Here is a 15,705-nt window from a genome sequence, read left to right on the forward strand (position 1 = left end):
GAACGCGGCGTCCTTGAGGGACGCCGCCGCGGTTCGCTTACGCGGTCTTGCGCGCGAACTGGCCGGTCTTGCGGAACCGCCACAGATAGGACGGCACGATCGCCTGCAGCGAATCGGGCTGAATGCCGAGGCCCTGCAGCGTCAGCCCGGCCGACTTGGCGGCTTCCGACACCACATTGTCGACCTCGAGCATCCGCACCTGATCCGGCGTCAGCTTGAAGGCGCCCGGCGCGAACTGCAGCAGCATCGCCTGCAGGCTGGCTAGGCCGAACGGCAGCGGCACCAGCAGCGGATTGCGATCGGTGGTCTGCAGAATGATGCGCATGATTTCGCGCATCGACAGCTGTTCCGGACCGCCGAGTTCGTAGGTCGCGCCCGGCTTGGCCAGACCGTCGACCGCATCGGCGATCGCGGTCGCAACATCGCCGACATAGACCGGCTGCAGCTTGGTGTCGGCCCCGACCAGCGGCAGTACCGGCAACAACCGCGCCAACGCGGCGAATCGGTTGGTGAACTGGTCTTCAGGCCCGAACACCACCGACGGACGGAAGATGGTGGCCTGCGGCACGGCGGCGAGCACCGCTTGTTCGCCGGCCGCCTTGCTGCGGGCGTAGCGGGCGGGCGAGTTCGGATCGGCGCCGATCGCCGAGACATGCACCATCCGGGCGCCGGCGGCCGCCGCGGCCTGCGCCACGTTGGCGGCGCCGCTGCCCTGCACCGCGTCGAACTTCTGCGCGCCGCCTTCGGCGAGGATGCCGACCAGGTTGATCGCCACATGCGCGCCGCGCATCGCCGCCGCGACCGATTCGGGGTAACGCAGATTCGCCTGCACGGCGTGGATCTGCCCGACGCGACCGAGCGGCTGCAGATGCCCGGAAAGCTCCGGCCGGCGCACCGCGACCCGAATCCGATAGTCGCGCCGCGCCAGCGCGCTGACGACGTGCCGGCCGAGGAAGCCGGAGCCACCGAAAACCGTGACGAGCGTGTCGATATTCGAAGTCATGCGGGCTGATCCTGATCGCGGAGGAGCGTCTTTAGACGTCCGGGAATTCGCGGACATTCTGGCGGTTTCGCGTTACGCCATCAACCTTCCGGTGTACAGCGGATTTGGTTGGCGGAAGCCATTTGACTTTTCCGTAACGCCTCCCTATCAAGCGCCCCGGGCCCAGGTGGCGGAATTGGTAGACGCGCTGGTTTCAGGTACCAGTGGGTAACACCGTGGAGGTTCGAGTCCTCTCCTGGGCACCATTGCCCACGCCCTTCTTCTCGTATCCGCATCTCTTCACATCGACATCGGTTCGAGACGTCCACCGCAAGGTGGCGCCGCCCCTCGCGTCGCGCGGATCGGGGCGATAGGTTGGGCTGCCGATTCGGGGCGTTCGGCGCTCTCCTCCATGGCCCAAAGGTTTGCGACACATGACGATCCGCCTGCATCGCGGCGACCTGCCGGATCTTTCCCGCTATACAAATTCGGTGGCGATCGACACCGAGACGATGGGGCTGCATCCGCATCGCGACCGGCTGTGCGTGGTGCAATTGTCGAACGGCGACGGCAGCGCCGATGTGGTGCAGATCCCGCAAGGGTCGACCGATGCGCCGAACCTGAAGAAGCTGCTCGGCGATCCGGCCGTGGTGAAGATCTTCCACTTCGCCCGATTCGATCTGGCGGCGCTGTACAAGGCGTTCGGCGTGATGCCGCAGCCGGTGTACTGCACCAAGATCGCCTCGCGCCTGACCCGCACCTACACCGACCGGCACGGCTTGAAGGACCTGGTGCGCGAGCTGCTCGGCGTCGATCTGTCGAAGCAGCAGCAGTCCAGCGACTGGGGCGCCGATACCCTGACCGACGCGCAGCTCGCTTACGCCGCTTCCGACGTGCTCCACCTGCACGCGCTGCGCGACAAGCTCGACACCATGCTGGCGCGGGAGAATCGCACCGATCTCGCCACCGCCTGCTTCGGCTTCCTGCCCGTCCGCGCCCGGCTCGACCTCGACGGCTGGAGCGAAGAGGACATTTTCGCTCATTCGTGACCGGCTGGGCGGCCCTCCCGGCGGTTCCTGCGCCCGAGCGGCACCCTGCGCCGCGTTTCGGTCATACTCCTCGGTCTGATGGGCCGGGGCCTGCCATGGCCCTCCCCTGCCGGGGTGATTAAGATAAGCTTAAGGATGTATTGCAGACTGGAGACCGCGCTCGAAGCGGCGCTCCGGAGGACGGAGCGCACGGCTCCGTAACACGCGCGAGACGAGCTCGGGAGCAGCGGTGACAGCGGTTCAGTTGTCGTCCTATCAGACCGGAATGGAGGCGCGCTTCGCGGCAGCGGCGCGCCACAGCCGTTTGGTGCGCACGCTGCGGCTCGCCGTGCCGCTGGTCGTGGTGCTGTCGATGGCGGTGATCATCGCGATCTCGGTGTTCAACCCGTTCCGCTATCTGTCGAAATTGCCGATCGACGTCGGCGATCTGGTGGTCTCGGGCACCAAGATCACGATGGAGTCGCCGCATCTGGCCGGCTTCACCAATGACGGCCGCCCCTACGAGATGTGGGCGCGCACCGCCACCCAGGATCTGACCAGCCAGGACCACGTCGATCTGCATACGCTGCGCGCCAAGGTGCAGTCGGAGGACCAGTCCACCGTCATCATCGAGTCGCGCGAAGGCCAGTTCGAGACCAAGGCGCAGCTTCTGAAGCTGAACAAGGACGTCTATCTGCACAATTCGACCGGCACCGAGGCCTGGATGACCCAGGCCGACATCGACATGGGCAAAGGCACCGTCACGTCCGACGCGCCGGTCGACGTCAAATGGGACGGCGGCACGCTGCGCGGCCAGCGGATGCGGATTACCGAGAAGGGCGACCTGATCCGGTTCGAGGGCGGCGTGGTGATGAACATCGACAACGCCTCGCTCGGAGAACCGGCCCCCGCCGCGCAGACCGCGCCGCCGCCCGCCCCGACCAAGTCGCGGCCGGCCCCCAATCCCGGCCAGCGGGCCGTCGCGAGGTGATCTCGACAATGCACATTGCTGTTTGGTTTCGCCGGCTTCGTGGCCCGGCCGCGCTGGCCAGTGCCGCGCTGGTTGCTCTGTCGGTTGCCGGCACGGTGCCGGCGGCGGCGCAGAGCGCCGTGCAGGGCGTGCCTAACGCGATGCAGGGCTTCTCGCAGAACCGCGACAAGCCGATCCAGATCGAATCCGACACCCTCGAAGTGCGCGACAAGAACAAGGAAGCGACCTTCACCGGCAACGTCAAAGTCGTGCAGGGCGACACCACCATGACGTCGCAGACGCTGGTGGTGTTCTACGACCAGGATCAGACGCCGGCGAAGGGCGCCAAGGGCAAGCCGATGCCGGCGGCCGCGCCGGGCCCTGACGGCGCCTCGTCGATCCGTCGGCTCGAAGCCAAGGGCCACGTCGTGGTCACCCAGAAGGATCAGGTGGTCACCGGCGACAAGGCGGTGTTCGAGACCAAGACCAATTTGGTGACGATGACCGGCAACGTGGTGCTGACCCAGGCCCGCAACGTGGTGCGCGGCGACCGCCTGCTGGTCGACATGACCACCGGCGTATCGCGGGTGGAATCGGACAGCGGCCGGGTGCAGGGCCTGTTTCAATCCTCGGGCGCGAATGGCGGCGGTCCGCTGCCGCTCGGCCCGCCGACCAGTTCGGGCAAGCCGAAGTGACTGTACCGGGTCACCAGCACGCACCGCGAGTGTTGAACCGGACGGCGGCCGCCTTTAACAGCGCCGGCGAAGCGTCGCTTTGCCGCGTCCACACGGCCTCGGCAGACGCCAATGACGTCACCGCGAGCCTTGCGGGGGCGCACCTCACGGGACAGGTTCGGTAGCGCATGGTGGATCTTCGCGGCATGTTCCGTCGGCGCCCGAAAGCTCCCGGGTTCGGCAGCGCGCGTAACGACATTACCGGATACAGCGACGACGTCGGCGATCTGCTCGCCACGCCGGTGCGCGACGCGCCGCCGATCGCACGCAGCGAGGCGTACGCGGCTCCGCAGCGACAACCGGCCGCGGCTGCAGCACCGCGCCGCACCGTCGCCCCGCAGGCGGCTGCGCCGCAGGCCGCACCGGCATCCAGTTACTTGGCGGTGCACAGCGTCGAGAAGAGCTTCGGCACCCGCAAGATCGTGCGCGGCGTCAGCATCTATGTTCGCCGCGGTGAAGCGGTCGGCCTGCTCGGCCCCAACGGTGCTGGCAAGACCACCGTGTTCTACATGATCACCGGGCTGATCAAGGCCGACAACGGCGCGATCGAACTCGACGGCCATGACGTCACCAAGCTGCCGATGTATCAGCGCGCTCGGCTCGGCATCGGTTACCTGCCGCAGGAAGCCTCGATCTTCCGCGGCCTCACCGTCGAGCAGAACATCCGCGCGGTGCTGGAGGCGGTCGAGCCTGACAAGCGCAAGCGCGAAGCCCAGCTCGACAATCTGCTGCAGGAATTCAACATCGAACGGCTGCGAAAATCGCCGTCGATCGCGCTGTCGGGCGGTGAGCGCCGCCGCGTTGAAATCGCCCGCGCGCTCGCCAGCCGCCCGAACTACATGCTGCTCGACGAGCCGTTCGCCGGTATCGACCCGATCGCGGTCGGCGACATTCAGGACCTGGTGCGTCACCTGACCAATCGCGGCATCGGCGTGCTGATCACCGATCACAACGTTCGCGAAACGCTCGGCCTCACCGATCGCGCCTACATCGTCTATGCGGGCGAGATCCTGACCGAAGGTACGCCCGAAGACATCGTCAACGATCCGGATGTGCGCCGGCTTTACCTTGGCGAAGAATTCCGACTGTAAAGCCGGTTGCGGTTTAGAGCCGGTGGGTCCATGATTACCTTTACCGGCCTGATCGTGAGGCACGATCAGAACTACTTAGATACCGGAAAGATATCCCGCCCGAAGGGCCGGCGCCTCTACTCCAAATTTCCCATCCGTCAAGGCGTGTACAACCGCTTCGGAAAGGCGTAAGCAAGAAACGGACCAACTACCGTTTCTGGCCACCATGGCGCTGTCGCAACGTCTCGAATTTCGTCAGACCCAGTCTCTGGTGATGACCCCGCAACTGATGCAGGCGATCAAGCTGCTTCAGTTGTCGAATCTCGACCTCGCGGCTTTCGTCGAAGACGAGATCGAGAAGAACCCGTTGCTCGATCGCGCCGGCGACAATGCGGAACCGCCGGTGGCCGGTGAGGCCACGGCGGAAGGCGCCGAGGGCGGCGGTGAGTTCGGTGCAAGCGGCGGCGAGGATTTCGGCGGCGAGGGTTCTTCGGATTTCACCGACCCCGCGGCCGCCGGTGCGTTCGAGCCCGGCACCGAAGAATGGATGCACCGCGATCTCGGCAGCCGGAGCGATATCGAGCAGACGCTCGATACCGGCATGGAGAACGTTTTTCCCGAAGAGCCTGCCGAAGCTGCGGCCCGCGCCGCGCAGGACAGCGCGCCGGCCTCATATACCGAATGGGGCGGCGGAGCGTCGTCGGATGAAGGCTACAACCTCGAAGCCTTCGTGGCGGCCGAGACTTCGCTGGCCGACCACCTCGCCGAACAGCTCGCTGTCGCGGTCACGACGCCGTCGCAGCGGCTGATCGGACAGTACCTGATCGACCTCGTCGACGACGCCGGGTATCTGCCGGCCGATCTCGGCGATGCCGCCGAACGCCTCGGCGCCAGTCAGGACGACGTCGAAGCAGTCGTGCAGGTGCTGCAGACCTTCGACCCGCCCGGTATCTGCGCGCGCAACTTGAGCGAATGCCTCGCCATCCAGTTGCGCGAGCGCGATCGCTACGACCCGGCCATGCAGGCGCTGGTCGAACACCTCGACCTGCTCGCCAAGCGCGACGTCGCCAGCTTGCGCAAGATCTGCGGCGTCGACGACGAAGACCTCGTCGACATGATCGGCGAGATCCGTCACCTCGACCCGAAGCCGGGGCTGAAGTTCGGTTCGTCGCGGGTGCAGACGATTGTGCCCGACGTGTTCGTCCGGCCCGGCCCCGACGGCGGCTGGCTGGTCGAACTCAACAGCGACACGCTGCCGAAGGTGCTGGTCAATCAGTCGTATTATTCGGAGCTGTCGAAGACGATCCGCAAGGACGGCGACAAGTCGTACTTCTCCGACTGTCTGCAGAACGCCACCTGGCTGGTGCGCGCGCTCGATCAGCGCGCCCGCACCATCCTCAAGGTGGCGACCGAGATCGTGCGCCAGCAGGACGGATTCTTCACCCACGGCGTCAAGCATCTGCGGCCGCTGAATCTGAAAGCCGTGGCCGACGCGATTCAGATGCACGAATCGACGGTGTCGCGCGTCACCGCCAACAAATACATGGCGACCAACCGCGGCACCTTCGAGCTTAAGTATTTCTTCACTGCGTCGATCGCTTCCGCCGACGGCGGCGAAGCGCATTCGGCCGAAGCGGTGCGGCACCAGATTCGCCAACTGATCGACAGTGAAGATCCGTCAGCAATCCTGTCGGATGATACGATCGTCGAACGTCTGCGCGAGGCCGGCATCGACATCGCGCGTCGCACCGTCGCGAAATATCGCGAAGCGATGCGCATTCCCTCTTCAGTGCAGCGCCGTCGCGACAAGCAGAACATGCTGGGCACGCCGTCTGCGGCAGCGAGCCGCTCCCGCGACACAGCCCCAGCTTGATTGCGTCGCCCTGCTCTGACTAGACTCATCTCCCCACATGTGAATCGAGGCACTGCCATGACCATCCGGATATCCGGCAAAAGCATCAGCATCGGCGAAGCGCTGCGCAGCCGCGTGAGCGAACGCACCGAGGAGGTGCTGCGCAAGTATTTCGATGGGAATTATTCGGGGCACTTCACGCTCAGCAAAGACGGTTTCGGCTTCCGCACCGATTGTGCGCTGCACCTCGATTCCGGCATCACGCTTGAAGCCGAGTCCAATGCCGCCGACGCCTATGTCAGCGCCGATCAGGCGCTGGTGCAGATCGAGAAGCGCCTGCGCCGCTACAAGAGCCGCCTGAAGGATCGTTCGGCCCGCAAGGCTCACGCCGAGGCCAACGCACTCGCCGAGCTCGGCACGCCGGTGGACGCGGCCAGCTACGTGATCGAAGCGCCCGGCGACGAAGAGCATCACGAGGACGCCTACAACCCGGTGATCATCGCCGAGGCCACCACCGCGATGAAGCGGCTGTCGGTGAGCGAGGCGGTGGTCGAGCTCGATCTCACCGGCGCACCTGTGGTGGTGTTCCAGCACGGCAGCTCGGGCCGCGTGAACATCATTTATCGTCGCGCCGACGGCAATATCGGCTGGATCGACCCGCCGGTGCTGAACGGCACGAACTGACCCGCGCATTGCCTCGCGGGAAAGCCGCAAGCGGAACCTCCGCGAGGCATTGACGCCCGTGCAACGCTCTGCCTATGGTCCGCCGCTTTTCGGCGGACCGCCGACGGCATTTTACGGCCGCCGGCAGGAATGCTAGACTTAAGTTAGGATCATGATTTCAGAAGCGTTTTAGCCGCGATCAGGAAATCGCGCGGCGCTTCTCGGATCGAACGCTTGACGCAACCCACCGCCGTCCTATTTCACCCGGACCGCACCAACACCCCCGGAACGCCTGATGACGATTACGGATCTTGTCGCGCCCGAGGCCGTCATCCCGGCGCTCAAGGTGATCAGCAAGAAGCAGGCGCTGCAGGAACTCGCGGCGCGCGCCGCTGAACTCACCGGTCAGAACGAGCGCTCGATCTTCGAAGTGCTGCTGCAGCGCGAGAAGCTCGGCACCACCGCGGTCGGCTATGGGGTGGCGATTCCGCACGGCAAGCTGCCGAAGCTGGAAAAGCTGTTCGGGCTGTTCGCGCGGCTGGAACGTCCGATCGATTTCGAAGCGATGGACGGCCAGCCGGTCGACCTGATCTTCCTGCTGCTGGCGCCCGAAGGTGCTGGCGCCGACCATCTCAAGGCGCTGGCGCGGATTGCCCGGCTGCTGCGCGACCAGGACGTCGCCAAGAAGCTGCGCGCCTCCCGCGACGCCCATGCGATCTATTCGGTGCTCGCACTGCCCCCGGCCACCGCGGCGTAACAGCGCGGCGTATTGCTGGCCAGCAGGCGCTAGCTTCGCGAAGACATCCGACTGACCGCACAATGAGTGCTCAGCGCCGGACCGAAACTGGTTCAGGCGCAGCGGTTGCTCGTCCGAGATCCTGCGTCGCTTACCAGCGGCAATGGCACGGAATCGCTTTGGTATCGATGTGTGGAAGTGCGCAATGCAACGCGCTAGGGTTGCTTGCTGGCGGGCGCCTCAGCGCCGCTAGTGGGTATTCAGCGGGCGCGGGGGCCGTCACCGGACTCCCCGCGTCGCGTAACCGTCTTCTTCAGTCAGCGCTTAGTGGACGCTGACGGCCTGCAGTTCCTGGCTCCAGGCATTCGCGATCGCCGCTTCACGGCTGTCTGTCAGCATGATCGGCGTGCCATCGGCCGAATGCAAAGCAAACAGCTTGAGGCCCGGCGCGATCTGCGGCGCCTGCGGGAATAACCCAGGTACGTCTTCGGAGCGGATCTGCTTCACATAGGCGATGTGGCCTTCGCCCAGATGCGCCAGCGCTTCCGGCGTGACGCCCACATTTTCAAGCGTAGTACCAGCTTCAGTCATGGTCTCGACTCCTCTAGGAGACTAAGCGGTCGAGTCCGCTACTCGTTCCATTATTCGTGTTCGGTGATGGCGATTGTCTTAATGACCCTTTCCGGCTCAGGCCGGATCAGGTCGATGGACAACAACCCGTTTTTCAGGTCCGCACCCAACACCTGCATCCCGTCGGCCAGCACGAACGTCCGCTGGAAGTGACGCGCGGCAATGCCGCGGTGGATGTATTGCCGAGTTTTGTCATCCTGCTGCCGGCCCCGGATCACCAGTTGATTTTCCTCAACTGTGACATCGAGTTGATCGCGGGTGAATCCAGCCACCGCCAGTGTGATGCGCAGCTTTTCGGGATCGCCGTTGCTGCGTTCGCACCGTTCGATGTTGTACGGGGGGTACCCGTCGGCGCCTTTGACGACGCGGTCGAGCGCACGCTCGATCTCGTCGAATCCCAGCAGAAAGGGACTAGATAACGAAGGAACACGAGACATCACAAAGTCCTCTCGAAGCGACTTTGAGGGGGTCCTTGCGGCACCCCATCGACCGTCCGGCACCTCGCCGTCCAGTCCAAACCAATATGGGCAGTGCAAAAGAACTGTTCAAGAAGGCCAGAACAGCGAATTCCACCAGTAGCTTACGGCCGGCTAGCCGGCAATCCGGCGGCGCCCGTCGGCGGAAAACAGATGCAGGCTGTGCGGCGGCGCCGCGACCGTGATGCGCTCTCCGACCGCCGGCGCGACCTGGCCGGGAATCCGGACGATGATGTCACCGCCGGCCCCTTCGCCGGGCTTCCCGGCAACCACCGGCTGCGCCTCATGCCCTGCGCGGGCCCCATAGACGAACGTCTCCGGTCCGACCCGCTCGATCGCCTCGACGGTGACGTCGAGCGCCAGACCGCCGTGAGCTGCCGCCCCTGGGCCGATGACGAGGTCCTCCGGGCGGACACCGAGAATGCCCGCCTCGGCCGGCGCGCCACCGAGCTGGCTCCGCAGATCGTCCGCCAGGGCCAGCAGGTTCATCGGCGGGGCGCCAATGAACGAGGCCACGAAAGTCGTCGCCGGCTTGGCATAGACATCGAGTGGCGAGCCGATCTGTTCGACTTGGCCGGCGTTCATCACCACTAGCATGTCGGCGAGCGTCATTGCCTCGAGCTGGTCGTGGGTGACGTAGATCGCCGTGGTGGCGAGCCGGCGCTGCAGCTTGCGGATTTCGACCCGCATCGCGACCCGCAGCTTGGCGTCGAGATTGGATAGCGGCTCGTCGAACAGAAACACCTTGGGATGCCGCACGATGGCGCGGCCCATCGCGACCCGCTGGCGCTGGCCGCCGGACAATTGCCGCGGCTTCCGGGTCAGCATCGGACCGAGTTCGAGGATGCGCGCCGCTTCCTGCACCCGTGCGTCGATCTCGGCTTTGCCCATGCCACGGTTGCGCAGGCCGTACGCCATGTTGTTGTACACGGTCATGTGCGGGTAGAGCGCGTAGTTCTGGAAGACCATCGCGATGTCCCGATCGGCCGGCTCGACGTCGTTGACGACGCGGTCCCCGATGCCGATCTCGCCGCCGGTGACGGTTTCGAGCCCGGCGATCATTCGCAGCAGGGTCGACTTGCCGCAGCCGCTCGGCCCGACCAGCACGCAGAACTGGCCGTCGCCGACTTCGAAATCGACGCCTTTAATTGCCTCAAAACCACCCGGATAGGTCTTGCGGACAGAGCGGAGAACGACGTTGGCCACTGTTGCTACTTCTCCGTCTCGACCAGTCCGCGCACGAACAGTTTCTGCATCAGCACCACCACGGCGACCGGCGGCAGCATCGCCAGCACGGCGGTCGCCATCACCACCGGCCACTCGGTCAGTGCGTCCGAGGTGACGATCATCTTGCGGATGCCGATCTGGATGGTCTGCATGTCGTCGCGCGTGGTGATCAGCAGCGGCCAGAGATATTGATTCCAGCCGAGGATGAACAGAATCACGAACAGCGCCGCCATGTTGGTGCGCGACAGCGGCAGCAGCGTATCCCAGAAGAAGCGCAACGGCCCGGCGCCATCGATCCGCGACGCTTCCAACAGTTCGTCCGGCACCGTCATGAAGAATTGCCGGAACAGCAGCGTCGCGGTCGCCGACGCGATCAGCGGCAGCGCCAGCCCGGCGTAGCTGTCGAGCAGATTGAGGTCCGCGGCGATCTTGTAGGTCGGATAGATCCGGACCTCGACCGGCAACATCAGGGTGATGAAGATCAGCCAGAAGATCGTCATCCGGAACGGAAACCGGAAATACACGATCGCATAGGCGGAGATGATCGAGATCGCGATCTTGCCGAGCGCGATCGACATCGCCATCATGAACGAGTTGAACAGCATGCTGGCGACCGGCTCGCGGGTGGTGCCGGAGGAGCCGACGAAGATGGTCTTGTAATAGGTTTCCAGGAAGTGGCCGCCAGGCAGCAGCGACATCTGGCCATTGGCGATGGTGGCGTTGTCCTGGGTCGAGGCGACGAACGCCAGATAGACCGGGAAGGCGACGATCGCGACACCGATCCACAGGATCAGATGCGGCACCAGGTTTCCGAACTTCCGGTGCTCGACCATCAGTAATTCACCTTGCGCTCGACGAAGCGGAACTGGATCGCCGTCAGCGCGATCACGATCGCCATCAGAATCACCGATTGAGCCGCCGAACTGCCGAGGTTCGAGCCGAGCAGGCCATCCTGATACACCTTGTAGACCAACGTTTCGGTCGCTTTCGCCGGACCGCCGCGGGTCATCGTGTCGATGATGCCGAACGTGTCGAAGAACGCGTACACGACGTTGACGATCACCAGGAAGAAGATGGTCGGCGACAGCAGCGGGAAGATGATGGTCCAGAACCGGCGCATCGGCCGGGCGCCGTCGATCGCCGCCGCCTCGATCACGCTGGACGGAATCGCCTGCAGCCCGGCGAGGAAGAACAGGAAATTGTAGGAGATCTGCTTCCAGGCCGCCGCGAGCACGATCAGCAGCGCCGCCTGATCACCATCGAGCAGCGGGTTCCAATCGACGCCGAGCGCGCGCAGCCCATGGGCGATGACGCCGAGCGACGGATTGAGCATAAACACCCACAGCACGCCGACCACCGGCGGCGCCACCGCGTAGGGCCAGATCAGCATGGTGCGGTAGAACGTCGAGCCGCGCAGCGGGCGGTCCGCCATCACCGCCAGCAACAACGCCAGCGACAGCGACGACAGCGCGATCGCGAAGGAGAAGACGAAGGTCCGGATGATCGCGGCGAAGTAGTCGGGCTGATCGAGCAGCTCGCGATAATTGTCGAACCAGACAAACACGGTCGACAGGCCGAAGGCGTCCTGCAGCAGGAACGACTGGATCACCGCCTGCACGGCCGGCCAATAGAAGAACACCAGCACCACCACGAGCTGCGGCAGCACCAGCAAATAAGGCAGCAGTTTCGACTGAAAGACAGCCTGCTTGAGCATGACTAACTCCCCTCCCCCATCCTGCCGTCATGCGCGGGCTTGACCCGCGCATCCATCACTCTTCCGAAGGATGGATTGCCGGGTCAAGCCCGGCAATGACAGCCAGTGTAGGGTTGGAGCACTTACCTCACCGCCGTCTTCTCAAACTGGCGCAGCATGGCGTTGCCGCGTTCGACGGCGGCGTCGAGCGCCTGCTGGGCGGTCTTCTTGCCGGCCAGCGCCTGCTCGATCTCCTCGGCCCACAGTTCGCGGAGCTGCACCATGTTGCCGAGCCGCAGGCCGCGCGAATTCTCGGTCGGCGGCTTGTTGGTCAGTTCCTTGATCGGGGTCTCGAGATACGGCTGCTCGTTGTAGAAGCCGTCGGCCTTGGCCTTCTCGTAGGCCGCCTTGGTGATCGGCAGATAGCCCGAGGCCTTGTGGATCGCGACCTGGCGATCGGTATCGGACAGGAACGCCAGGAACTTGGCGACGCCCTTGTACTCGGCGGCGTTCTTGCCGCCCATCACCCACAGCGAAGCGCCGCCGATGATCGAATTCTGCGGCGCGCCCTTGACGTCCGGATAGTAGGGCATCGGCGCGTTGGTCCAGTTGAACTTGGCCTGCGACTTGACGTTGCCGAAGAAGCCCGACGAGGTCAGGAACAGCGGGCACTCACCCGAGGTGAAGCGGCCCTCGCCGGTGTTGGTGCGGCCGGAATAGTCGTAGGTCTTGTCCTTCTGCAGCTCGATCAGCTTCTGCAGATGCTTGAGCTGAACCGGGCCGTTGAATTCGAGCTTGGTATCGAAGCCGTCGAGACCGTTGGCCTTGCTGGCCAGCGGCACGTTGTGCCAGGCCGAGAGCTGCTCGAGATTGGCCCAGGTGACCCAGGCGGTGGAGAAGCCGCAGGTGGCGTAGCCGGCGGCCTTCAGCTTCTTGGCGTCTTCGAACACCTCGGGCCAAGTCTTCGGGATCTCGGCGATGTCGGCCTTCTTCAGCGCATCGAGATTGACCCACATCACCATCGACGACGAGTTGAACGGGAACGACAGCATCTCGCCCTTGGAGGTCGAGTAGTAGCCGGTGATCGCCGGCAGATACGCCTTCGGGTCGAACGGCTCGCCAGTTTCCTGCATCAATTTGTAGACCGGCTTCACCGCGCCGGTCGCCGCCATCATGGTGGCGGTGCCGACTTCGAACACCTGAAGGATGTGCGGCGCGTTGCCGGCGCGGAACGCGGCGATGCCTGCGTTCATGGTATCGGCGTAGCCACCCTTGTAGGTCGGCACCACCTTGTAGTCACTCTGCGCGGCATTGAAGTCATTGGCCAGCTTGACGATGACGTCGTTGTTGCCGCCGGTCATCGCGTGCCACCACTGAATTTCGGTGACCGCATATGCCGGCGCAGCCATCGCCAGCGTCGCGGCGATCGCCGTTGCGGCGGCCGCGGTCAGGCCAAAGGATCGAAATGCCATGAAAACCTCCCGGTTGGGCACGTGCTGTCGTGGTGGGCGCGCGTAGCAGTGCGCGATGACAGACACATGACCGTATAAGCGAGGCTCCGCCGGGGAGGAAGCGGCGGCATCGCTGTCGTCGCAACAGCTTATGATGCAGTGCAAGAGCTTCTGCACTGCGGTAATCGCAGCTGGGTGCGTAGCGAGAGCAGAATGAACGGCGCCGGCATCGCGGCCGGCGCCGCCCTCATCAGCGTTTGCGCTCGGGGCCGCTGACGATGCCGTCGGCCTTCAGCTTGGCGATGTCGTCCGCCGAATAGCCGAACTCGCCGAGGACTTCGTTGGCGTGCTGGCTGAACGTCGGCGGCAGGCCGCGCAAGCTGGCCTTGGTGCGCTCGAACCGGATCGGCGAGGCGACGCCCTTGTACCAATCCTTTTCGATCACATCGCCGCGGTAGGCGGTGTGGGGGCTGGTCAGCGCCTTGTCGATCGACTGCACCGGGCCGGCGGGCAGGCCGGCATTGAGCAGCCGGTCGCACAGCGGCACCGCATCGTGCTGGCTGAACACCACCTCGAGTTCGGCGCGGAGCGCAGCGCGGTTGGCGATGCGATCCTTGTTGCGCGCGAAGCGCGGATCGGTGCCGAGCTCCGGCTTGCCGATTTCCTTGCACAGCTTGCGGAACGTGCCGTCATTGCCGACGCCGGTGAAGATCTGGCCGTCGCGGGCGTTGAAGGTCGAATACGGCACCAGGTTCGGGTGCTCGTTGCCGGTCAGCGCCGGCGGCTTGCCATGCAGGAAATAGTTCGCGGTATGCGGATGCATGATCGCGAGACCGGTTTCGTACAGCGTGGTCTCCACGAACTGGCCCTTGCCGGAACGCTCGCGCTCCGCCAGCGCCATCAGGATACCAATGGTCGCATACAGGCCGGTGGTGATGTCGACCAGCGGCACACCGATTCGCACCGGTCCGCTCTCCGGCGAGCCGGTCGCGGCGATCATGCCGGTCATCGCCTGGATGATGGCGTCATAGCCGGGGTTGCCGCCGCGCGGGCCATCGGCGCCGAAGCCCGAAATCCGGCAATGCACCAGCCGCGGAAACTTCTCGCGAATCACCTCGTTGGAGAGGCCCCATTTGTCGAGCGTGCCGGGCTTGAAATTCTCGATCAGCACGTCGGCGTCTTCGAGCATCTTCAACAGCACCTCACGCCCGCCGGGCGAGGCGAGATCGAGGCCGATCGACCGCTTGTTACGATTCACGCCGAGAAAATACGCCGCGTCCTCGTCATGGAAGGGAGGCCCCCAGTCGCGCACCTCGTCGCCGGCCGGCGGTTCGACCTTGATGACGTTGGCGCCGTGGTCGGCGAGGATTTGGGTGCAGTAGGGCCCGCCAAGCACGCGGGTCAGATCGATTACGCGCAATCCGGCGATCGCGCCGGGCATCGATGCAGAGGTCATAAGGGCTTTCTTACCGAAGCTTTGCAGGAGCGGAGAACTTATCGCCCCCAACACGGTCTTGGCAAATGCCCGGCGGGCATCGGCTTCGTTCGCGGCGCGTGAGAGGCTTCCGTGCTGCGGGCCTGAACGGCGGCGCTGGGTGTGCGCCTGAGCGAAACAAAAGCTACGGAAGCCTGAGGGAAGGATGGTGGAGCCAGGCGGGATCGAACCGCCGACCTCTTGCATGCCATGCAAGCGCTCTCCCAGCTGAGCTATGGCCCCTTACCCTGGGTGCGCGGCGCAAATCAAAATCGGCCGCGCGGCAATCGTTGATCACATATCGGCGACGATCTCAAGTCTCCTCATCGCCAGAAACGTCACCAATGATGTCCGTGACGTCTTCATCCTCTTCTTCTTCATCGGCGATGAAGGTCGAATCGTCGTCATCGTCGTCGATGGCCTCGTCGATTTCGATGTCGTCCTCGGATTCCGGCACCACAGCCTTGACCTTGCCGGAGTTCTCCTCGGCATCGGCCTCTTCCAGCGATACCAGCTCTTCGGCTTCCATCGCCTCGGGCGCCTCGGTGTCCATCGGGGCCGCGGAGCGCTGATCCGCACGGGTGCGCGGCGCCGTGACCGGTGCAATCGGCACCACCTCGCCGGTGTAGGGCGAGATCACGGGATTCTTGTTCAGATCGTAGAACTTTTTGCCCGTCGTCGGGCAAATGCGTTTGGTTCCGAGATCGGATTTCGCCACT

At 64.6% G+C, this 15,705-nt stretch carries 16 protein-coding genes and 2 tRNA genes; 8 read left to right on the top strand and 10 right to left on the bottom strand.

The features are described 5' to 3' along the window. Nucleotides 1-37: 37 nt before the first annotated feature. Nucleotides 38-1,003 carry a complex I NDUFA9 subunit family protein gene (locus RPPS3_RS00235; protein ID WP_107342319.1) on the bottom strand — a complete coding sequence of 322 codons (966 nt, stop codon included), beginning with the start codon at nt 1,001-1,003 and terminating at the stop codon, nt 38-40. Nucleotides 1,004-1,163: 160 nt separating this feature from the next. On the opposite strand from RPPS3_RS00235, the gene RPPS3_RS00240 reads away from it, so the two are divergent. The 8 genes from RPPS3_RS00240 (at nt 1,164) to ptsN (ending at nt 8,056) form a co-directional block, all read left to right on the top strand. Beyond that, nucleotides 1,164-1,248, top strand: a tRNA-Leu gene (locus RPPS3_RS00240). A 168-nt stretch (nt 1,249-1,416) separates the two neighbouring features. Then, a complete protein-coding gene (locus RPPS3_RS00245) occupies nt 1,417-2,031 on the top strand; it encodes a ribonuclease D (RefSeq protein WP_107342320.1) in 615 nt (204 codons plus the stop codon). A gap of 229 nt (nt 2,032-2,260) precedes the next feature. Continuing rightward, the gene (lptC, locus tag RPPS3_RS00250) at nt 2,261-3,001 is read left to right on the top strand and encodes an LPS export ABC transporter periplasmic protein LptC (RefSeq protein ID WP_107342321.1); all 741 of its coding nucleotides are present in this window, start codon (nt 2,261-2,263) and stop codon (nt 2,999-3,001) included. An 8-nt stretch (nt 3,002-3,009) separates the two neighbouring features. Beyond that, nucleotides 3,010-3,675 (top strand): LptA/OstA family protein, encoded by a 666-nt coding sequence (locus tag RPPS3_RS00255; RefSeq protein ID WP_107342322.1) that lies wholly within the window; start codon nt 3,010-3,012, stop codon nt 3,673-3,675. A 167-nt stretch (nt 3,676-3,842) separates the two neighbouring features. Beyond that, the gene (lptB, locus tag RPPS3_RS00260; RefSeq protein ID WP_107342323.1) at nt 3,843-4,805 is read left to right on the top strand and encodes an LPS export ABC transporter ATP-binding protein; all 963 of its coding nucleotides are present in this window, start codon (nt 3,843-3,845) and stop codon (nt 4,803-4,805) included. 205 nt (nt 4,806-5,010) lie between these two features. Continuing rightward, entirely contained in the window at nt 5,011-6,657 is a 1,647-nt protein-coding gene (rpoN, locus tag RPPS3_RS00265; protein ID WP_107342324.1) for an RNA polymerase factor sigma-54, read from the top strand. 57 nt (nt 6,658-6,714) lie between these two features. Further along, nucleotides 6,715-7,320 (top strand): ribosome hibernation-promoting factor, HPF/YfiA family, encoded by a 606-nt coding sequence (gene hpf, locus RPPS3_RS00270; protein ID WP_107342325.1) that lies wholly within the window; start codon nt 6,715-6,717, stop codon nt 7,318-7,320. A gap of 274 nt (nt 7,321-7,594) precedes the next feature. Beyond that, entirely contained in the window at nt 7,595-8,056 is a 462-nt protein-coding gene (gene ptsN, locus RPPS3_RS00275; RefSeq protein WP_107342326.1) for a PTS IIA-like nitrogen regulatory protein PtsN, read from the top strand. 303 nt (nt 8,057-8,359) lie between these two features. Here the strand turns inward: ptsN and RPPS3_RS00280 are convergent, their stop codons facing one another. From RPPS3_RS00280 to RPPS3_RS00320, 9 genes are all read right to left on the bottom strand, one after another. Beyond that, complete coding sequence (locus RPPS3_RS00280) at nt 8,360-8,626, bottom strand: DUF1150 family protein (RefSeq protein WP_107342327.1); 267 nt, start codon at nt 8,624-8,626, stop codon at nt 8,360-8,362. 50 nt (nt 8,627-8,676) lie between these two features. Then, nucleotides 8,677-9,102, bottom strand: a complete 426-nt coding sequence (locus RPPS3_RS00285) for an Hsp20 family protein (protein WP_011155625.1) — start codon at nt 9,100-9,102, stop codon at nt 8,677-8,679. A 153-nt stretch (nt 9,103-9,255) separates the two neighbouring features. Then, nucleotides 9,256-10,347 (bottom strand): sn-glycerol-3-phosphate import ATP-binding protein UgpC, encoded by a 1,092-nt coding sequence (locus RPPS3_RS00290; RefSeq protein WP_107342328.1) that lies wholly within the window; start codon nt 10,345-10,347, stop codon nt 9,256-9,258. Nucleotides 10,348-10,352: 5 nt separating this feature from the next. Beyond that, nucleotides 10,353-11,201, bottom strand: a complete 849-nt coding sequence (ugpE, locus tag RPPS3_RS00295; RefSeq protein ID WP_107342329.1) for a sn-glycerol-3-phosphate ABC transporter permease UgpE — start codon at nt 11,199-11,201, stop codon at nt 10,353-10,355. Then, entirely contained in the window at nt 11,201-12,082 is an 882-nt protein-coding gene (ugpA, locus tag RPPS3_RS00300; protein ID WP_107342330.1) for a sn-glycerol-3-phosphate ABC transporter permease UgpA, read from the bottom strand. The genes ugpE and ugpA overlap by 1 nt, the downstream gene beginning before the upstream one ends. Nucleotides 12,083-12,204: 122 nt before the next feature. Continuing rightward, the gene (gene ugpB, locus RPPS3_RS00305) at nt 12,205-13,533 is read right to left on the bottom strand and encodes a sn-glycerol-3-phosphate ABC transporter substrate-binding protein UgpB (protein ID WP_107342331.1); all 1,329 of its coding nucleotides are present in this window, start codon (nt 13,531-13,533) and stop codon (nt 12,205-12,207) included. Nucleotides 13,534-13,762: 229 nt separating this feature from the next. Further along, on the bottom strand, nt 13,763-14,968 hold the full coding sequence (locus tag RPPS3_RS00310; protein ID WP_159060634.1) for a CaiB/BaiF CoA transferase family protein: 1,206 nt from the start codon (nt 14,966-14,968) through the stop codon (nt 13,763-13,765). 185 nt (nt 14,969-15,153) lie between these two features. Continuing rightward, nucleotides 15,154-15,229 (bottom strand) — tRNA-Ala (locus tag RPPS3_RS00315). Nucleotides 15,230-15,299: 70 nt separating this feature from the next. Then, nucleotides 15,300-15,704 (bottom strand): TIGR02300 family protein, encoded by a 405-nt coding sequence (locus RPPS3_RS00320; protein ID WP_107342333.1) that lies wholly within the window; start codon nt 15,702-15,704, stop codon nt 15,300-15,302. Nucleotide 15,705 lies beyond the last annotated feature (1 nt).

This window comes from Rhodopseudomonas palustris (assembly GCF_003031265.1).
GTDB classification, from domain to species: Bacteria; Pseudomonadota; Alphaproteobacteria; order Rhizobiales; family Xanthobacteraceae; genus Rhodopseudomonas; species Rhodopseudomonas palustris_H.

What these genes read in the sequence shown, in the direction of transcription:
- RPPS3_RS00235 (WP_107342319.1), bottom strand. Translation starts at nt 1,003, where the DNA reads ATGACTTCGAATATCGACACGCTCGTCACGGTTTTCGGTGGCTCCGGC.
- RPPS3_RS00245 (WP_107342320.1), top strand. Translation starts at nt 1,417, where the DNA reads ATGACGATCCGCCTGCATCGCGGCGACCTGCCGGATCTTTCCCGCTAT.
- RPPS3_RS00255 (WP_107342322.1), top strand. Translation starts at nt 3,010, where the DNA reads ATGCACATTGCTGTTTGGTTTCGCCGGCTTCGTGGCCCGGCCGCGCTG.
- lptB (WP_107342323.1), top strand. Translation starts at nt 3,843, where the DNA reads ATGGTGGATCTTCGCGGCATGTTCCGTCGGCGCCCGAAAGCTCCCGGG.
- rpoN (WP_107342324.1), top strand. Translation starts at nt 5,011, where the DNA reads ATGGCGCTGTCGCAACGTCTCGAATTTCGTCAGACCCAGTCTCTGGTG.
- hpf (WP_107342325.1), top strand. Translation starts at nt 6,715, where the DNA reads ATGACCATCCGGATATCCGGCAAAAGCATCAGCATCGGCGAAGCGCTG.
- ptsN (WP_107342326.1), top strand. Translation starts at nt 7,595, where the DNA reads ATGACGATTACGGATCTTGTCGCGCCCGAGGCCGTCATCCCGGCGCTC.
- RPPS3_RS00280 (WP_107342327.1), bottom strand. Translation starts at nt 8,626, where the DNA reads ATGACTGAAGCTGGTACTACGCTTGAAAATGTGGGCGTCACGCCGGAA.
- RPPS3_RS00285 (WP_011155625.1), bottom strand. Translation starts at nt 9,102, where the DNA reads ATGTCTCGTGTTCCTTCGTTATCTAGTCCCTTTCTGCTGGGATTCGAC.
- ugpE (WP_107342329.1), bottom strand. Translation starts at nt 11,201, where the DNA reads ATGGTCGAGCACCGGAAGTTCGGAAACCTGGTGCCGCATCTGATCCTG.
- ugpA (WP_107342330.1), bottom strand. Translation starts at nt 12,082, where the DNA reads ATGCTCAAGCAGGCTGTCTTTCAGTCGAAACTGCTGCCTTATTTGCTG.
- ugpB (WP_107342331.1), bottom strand. Translation starts at nt 13,533, where the DNA reads ATGGCATTTCGATCCTTTGGCCTGACCGCGGCCGCCGCAACGGCGATC.
- RPPS3_RS00310 (WP_159060634.1), bottom strand. Translation starts at nt 14,968, where the DNA reads ATGACCTCTGCATCGATGCCCGGCGCGATCGCCGGATTGCGCGTAATC.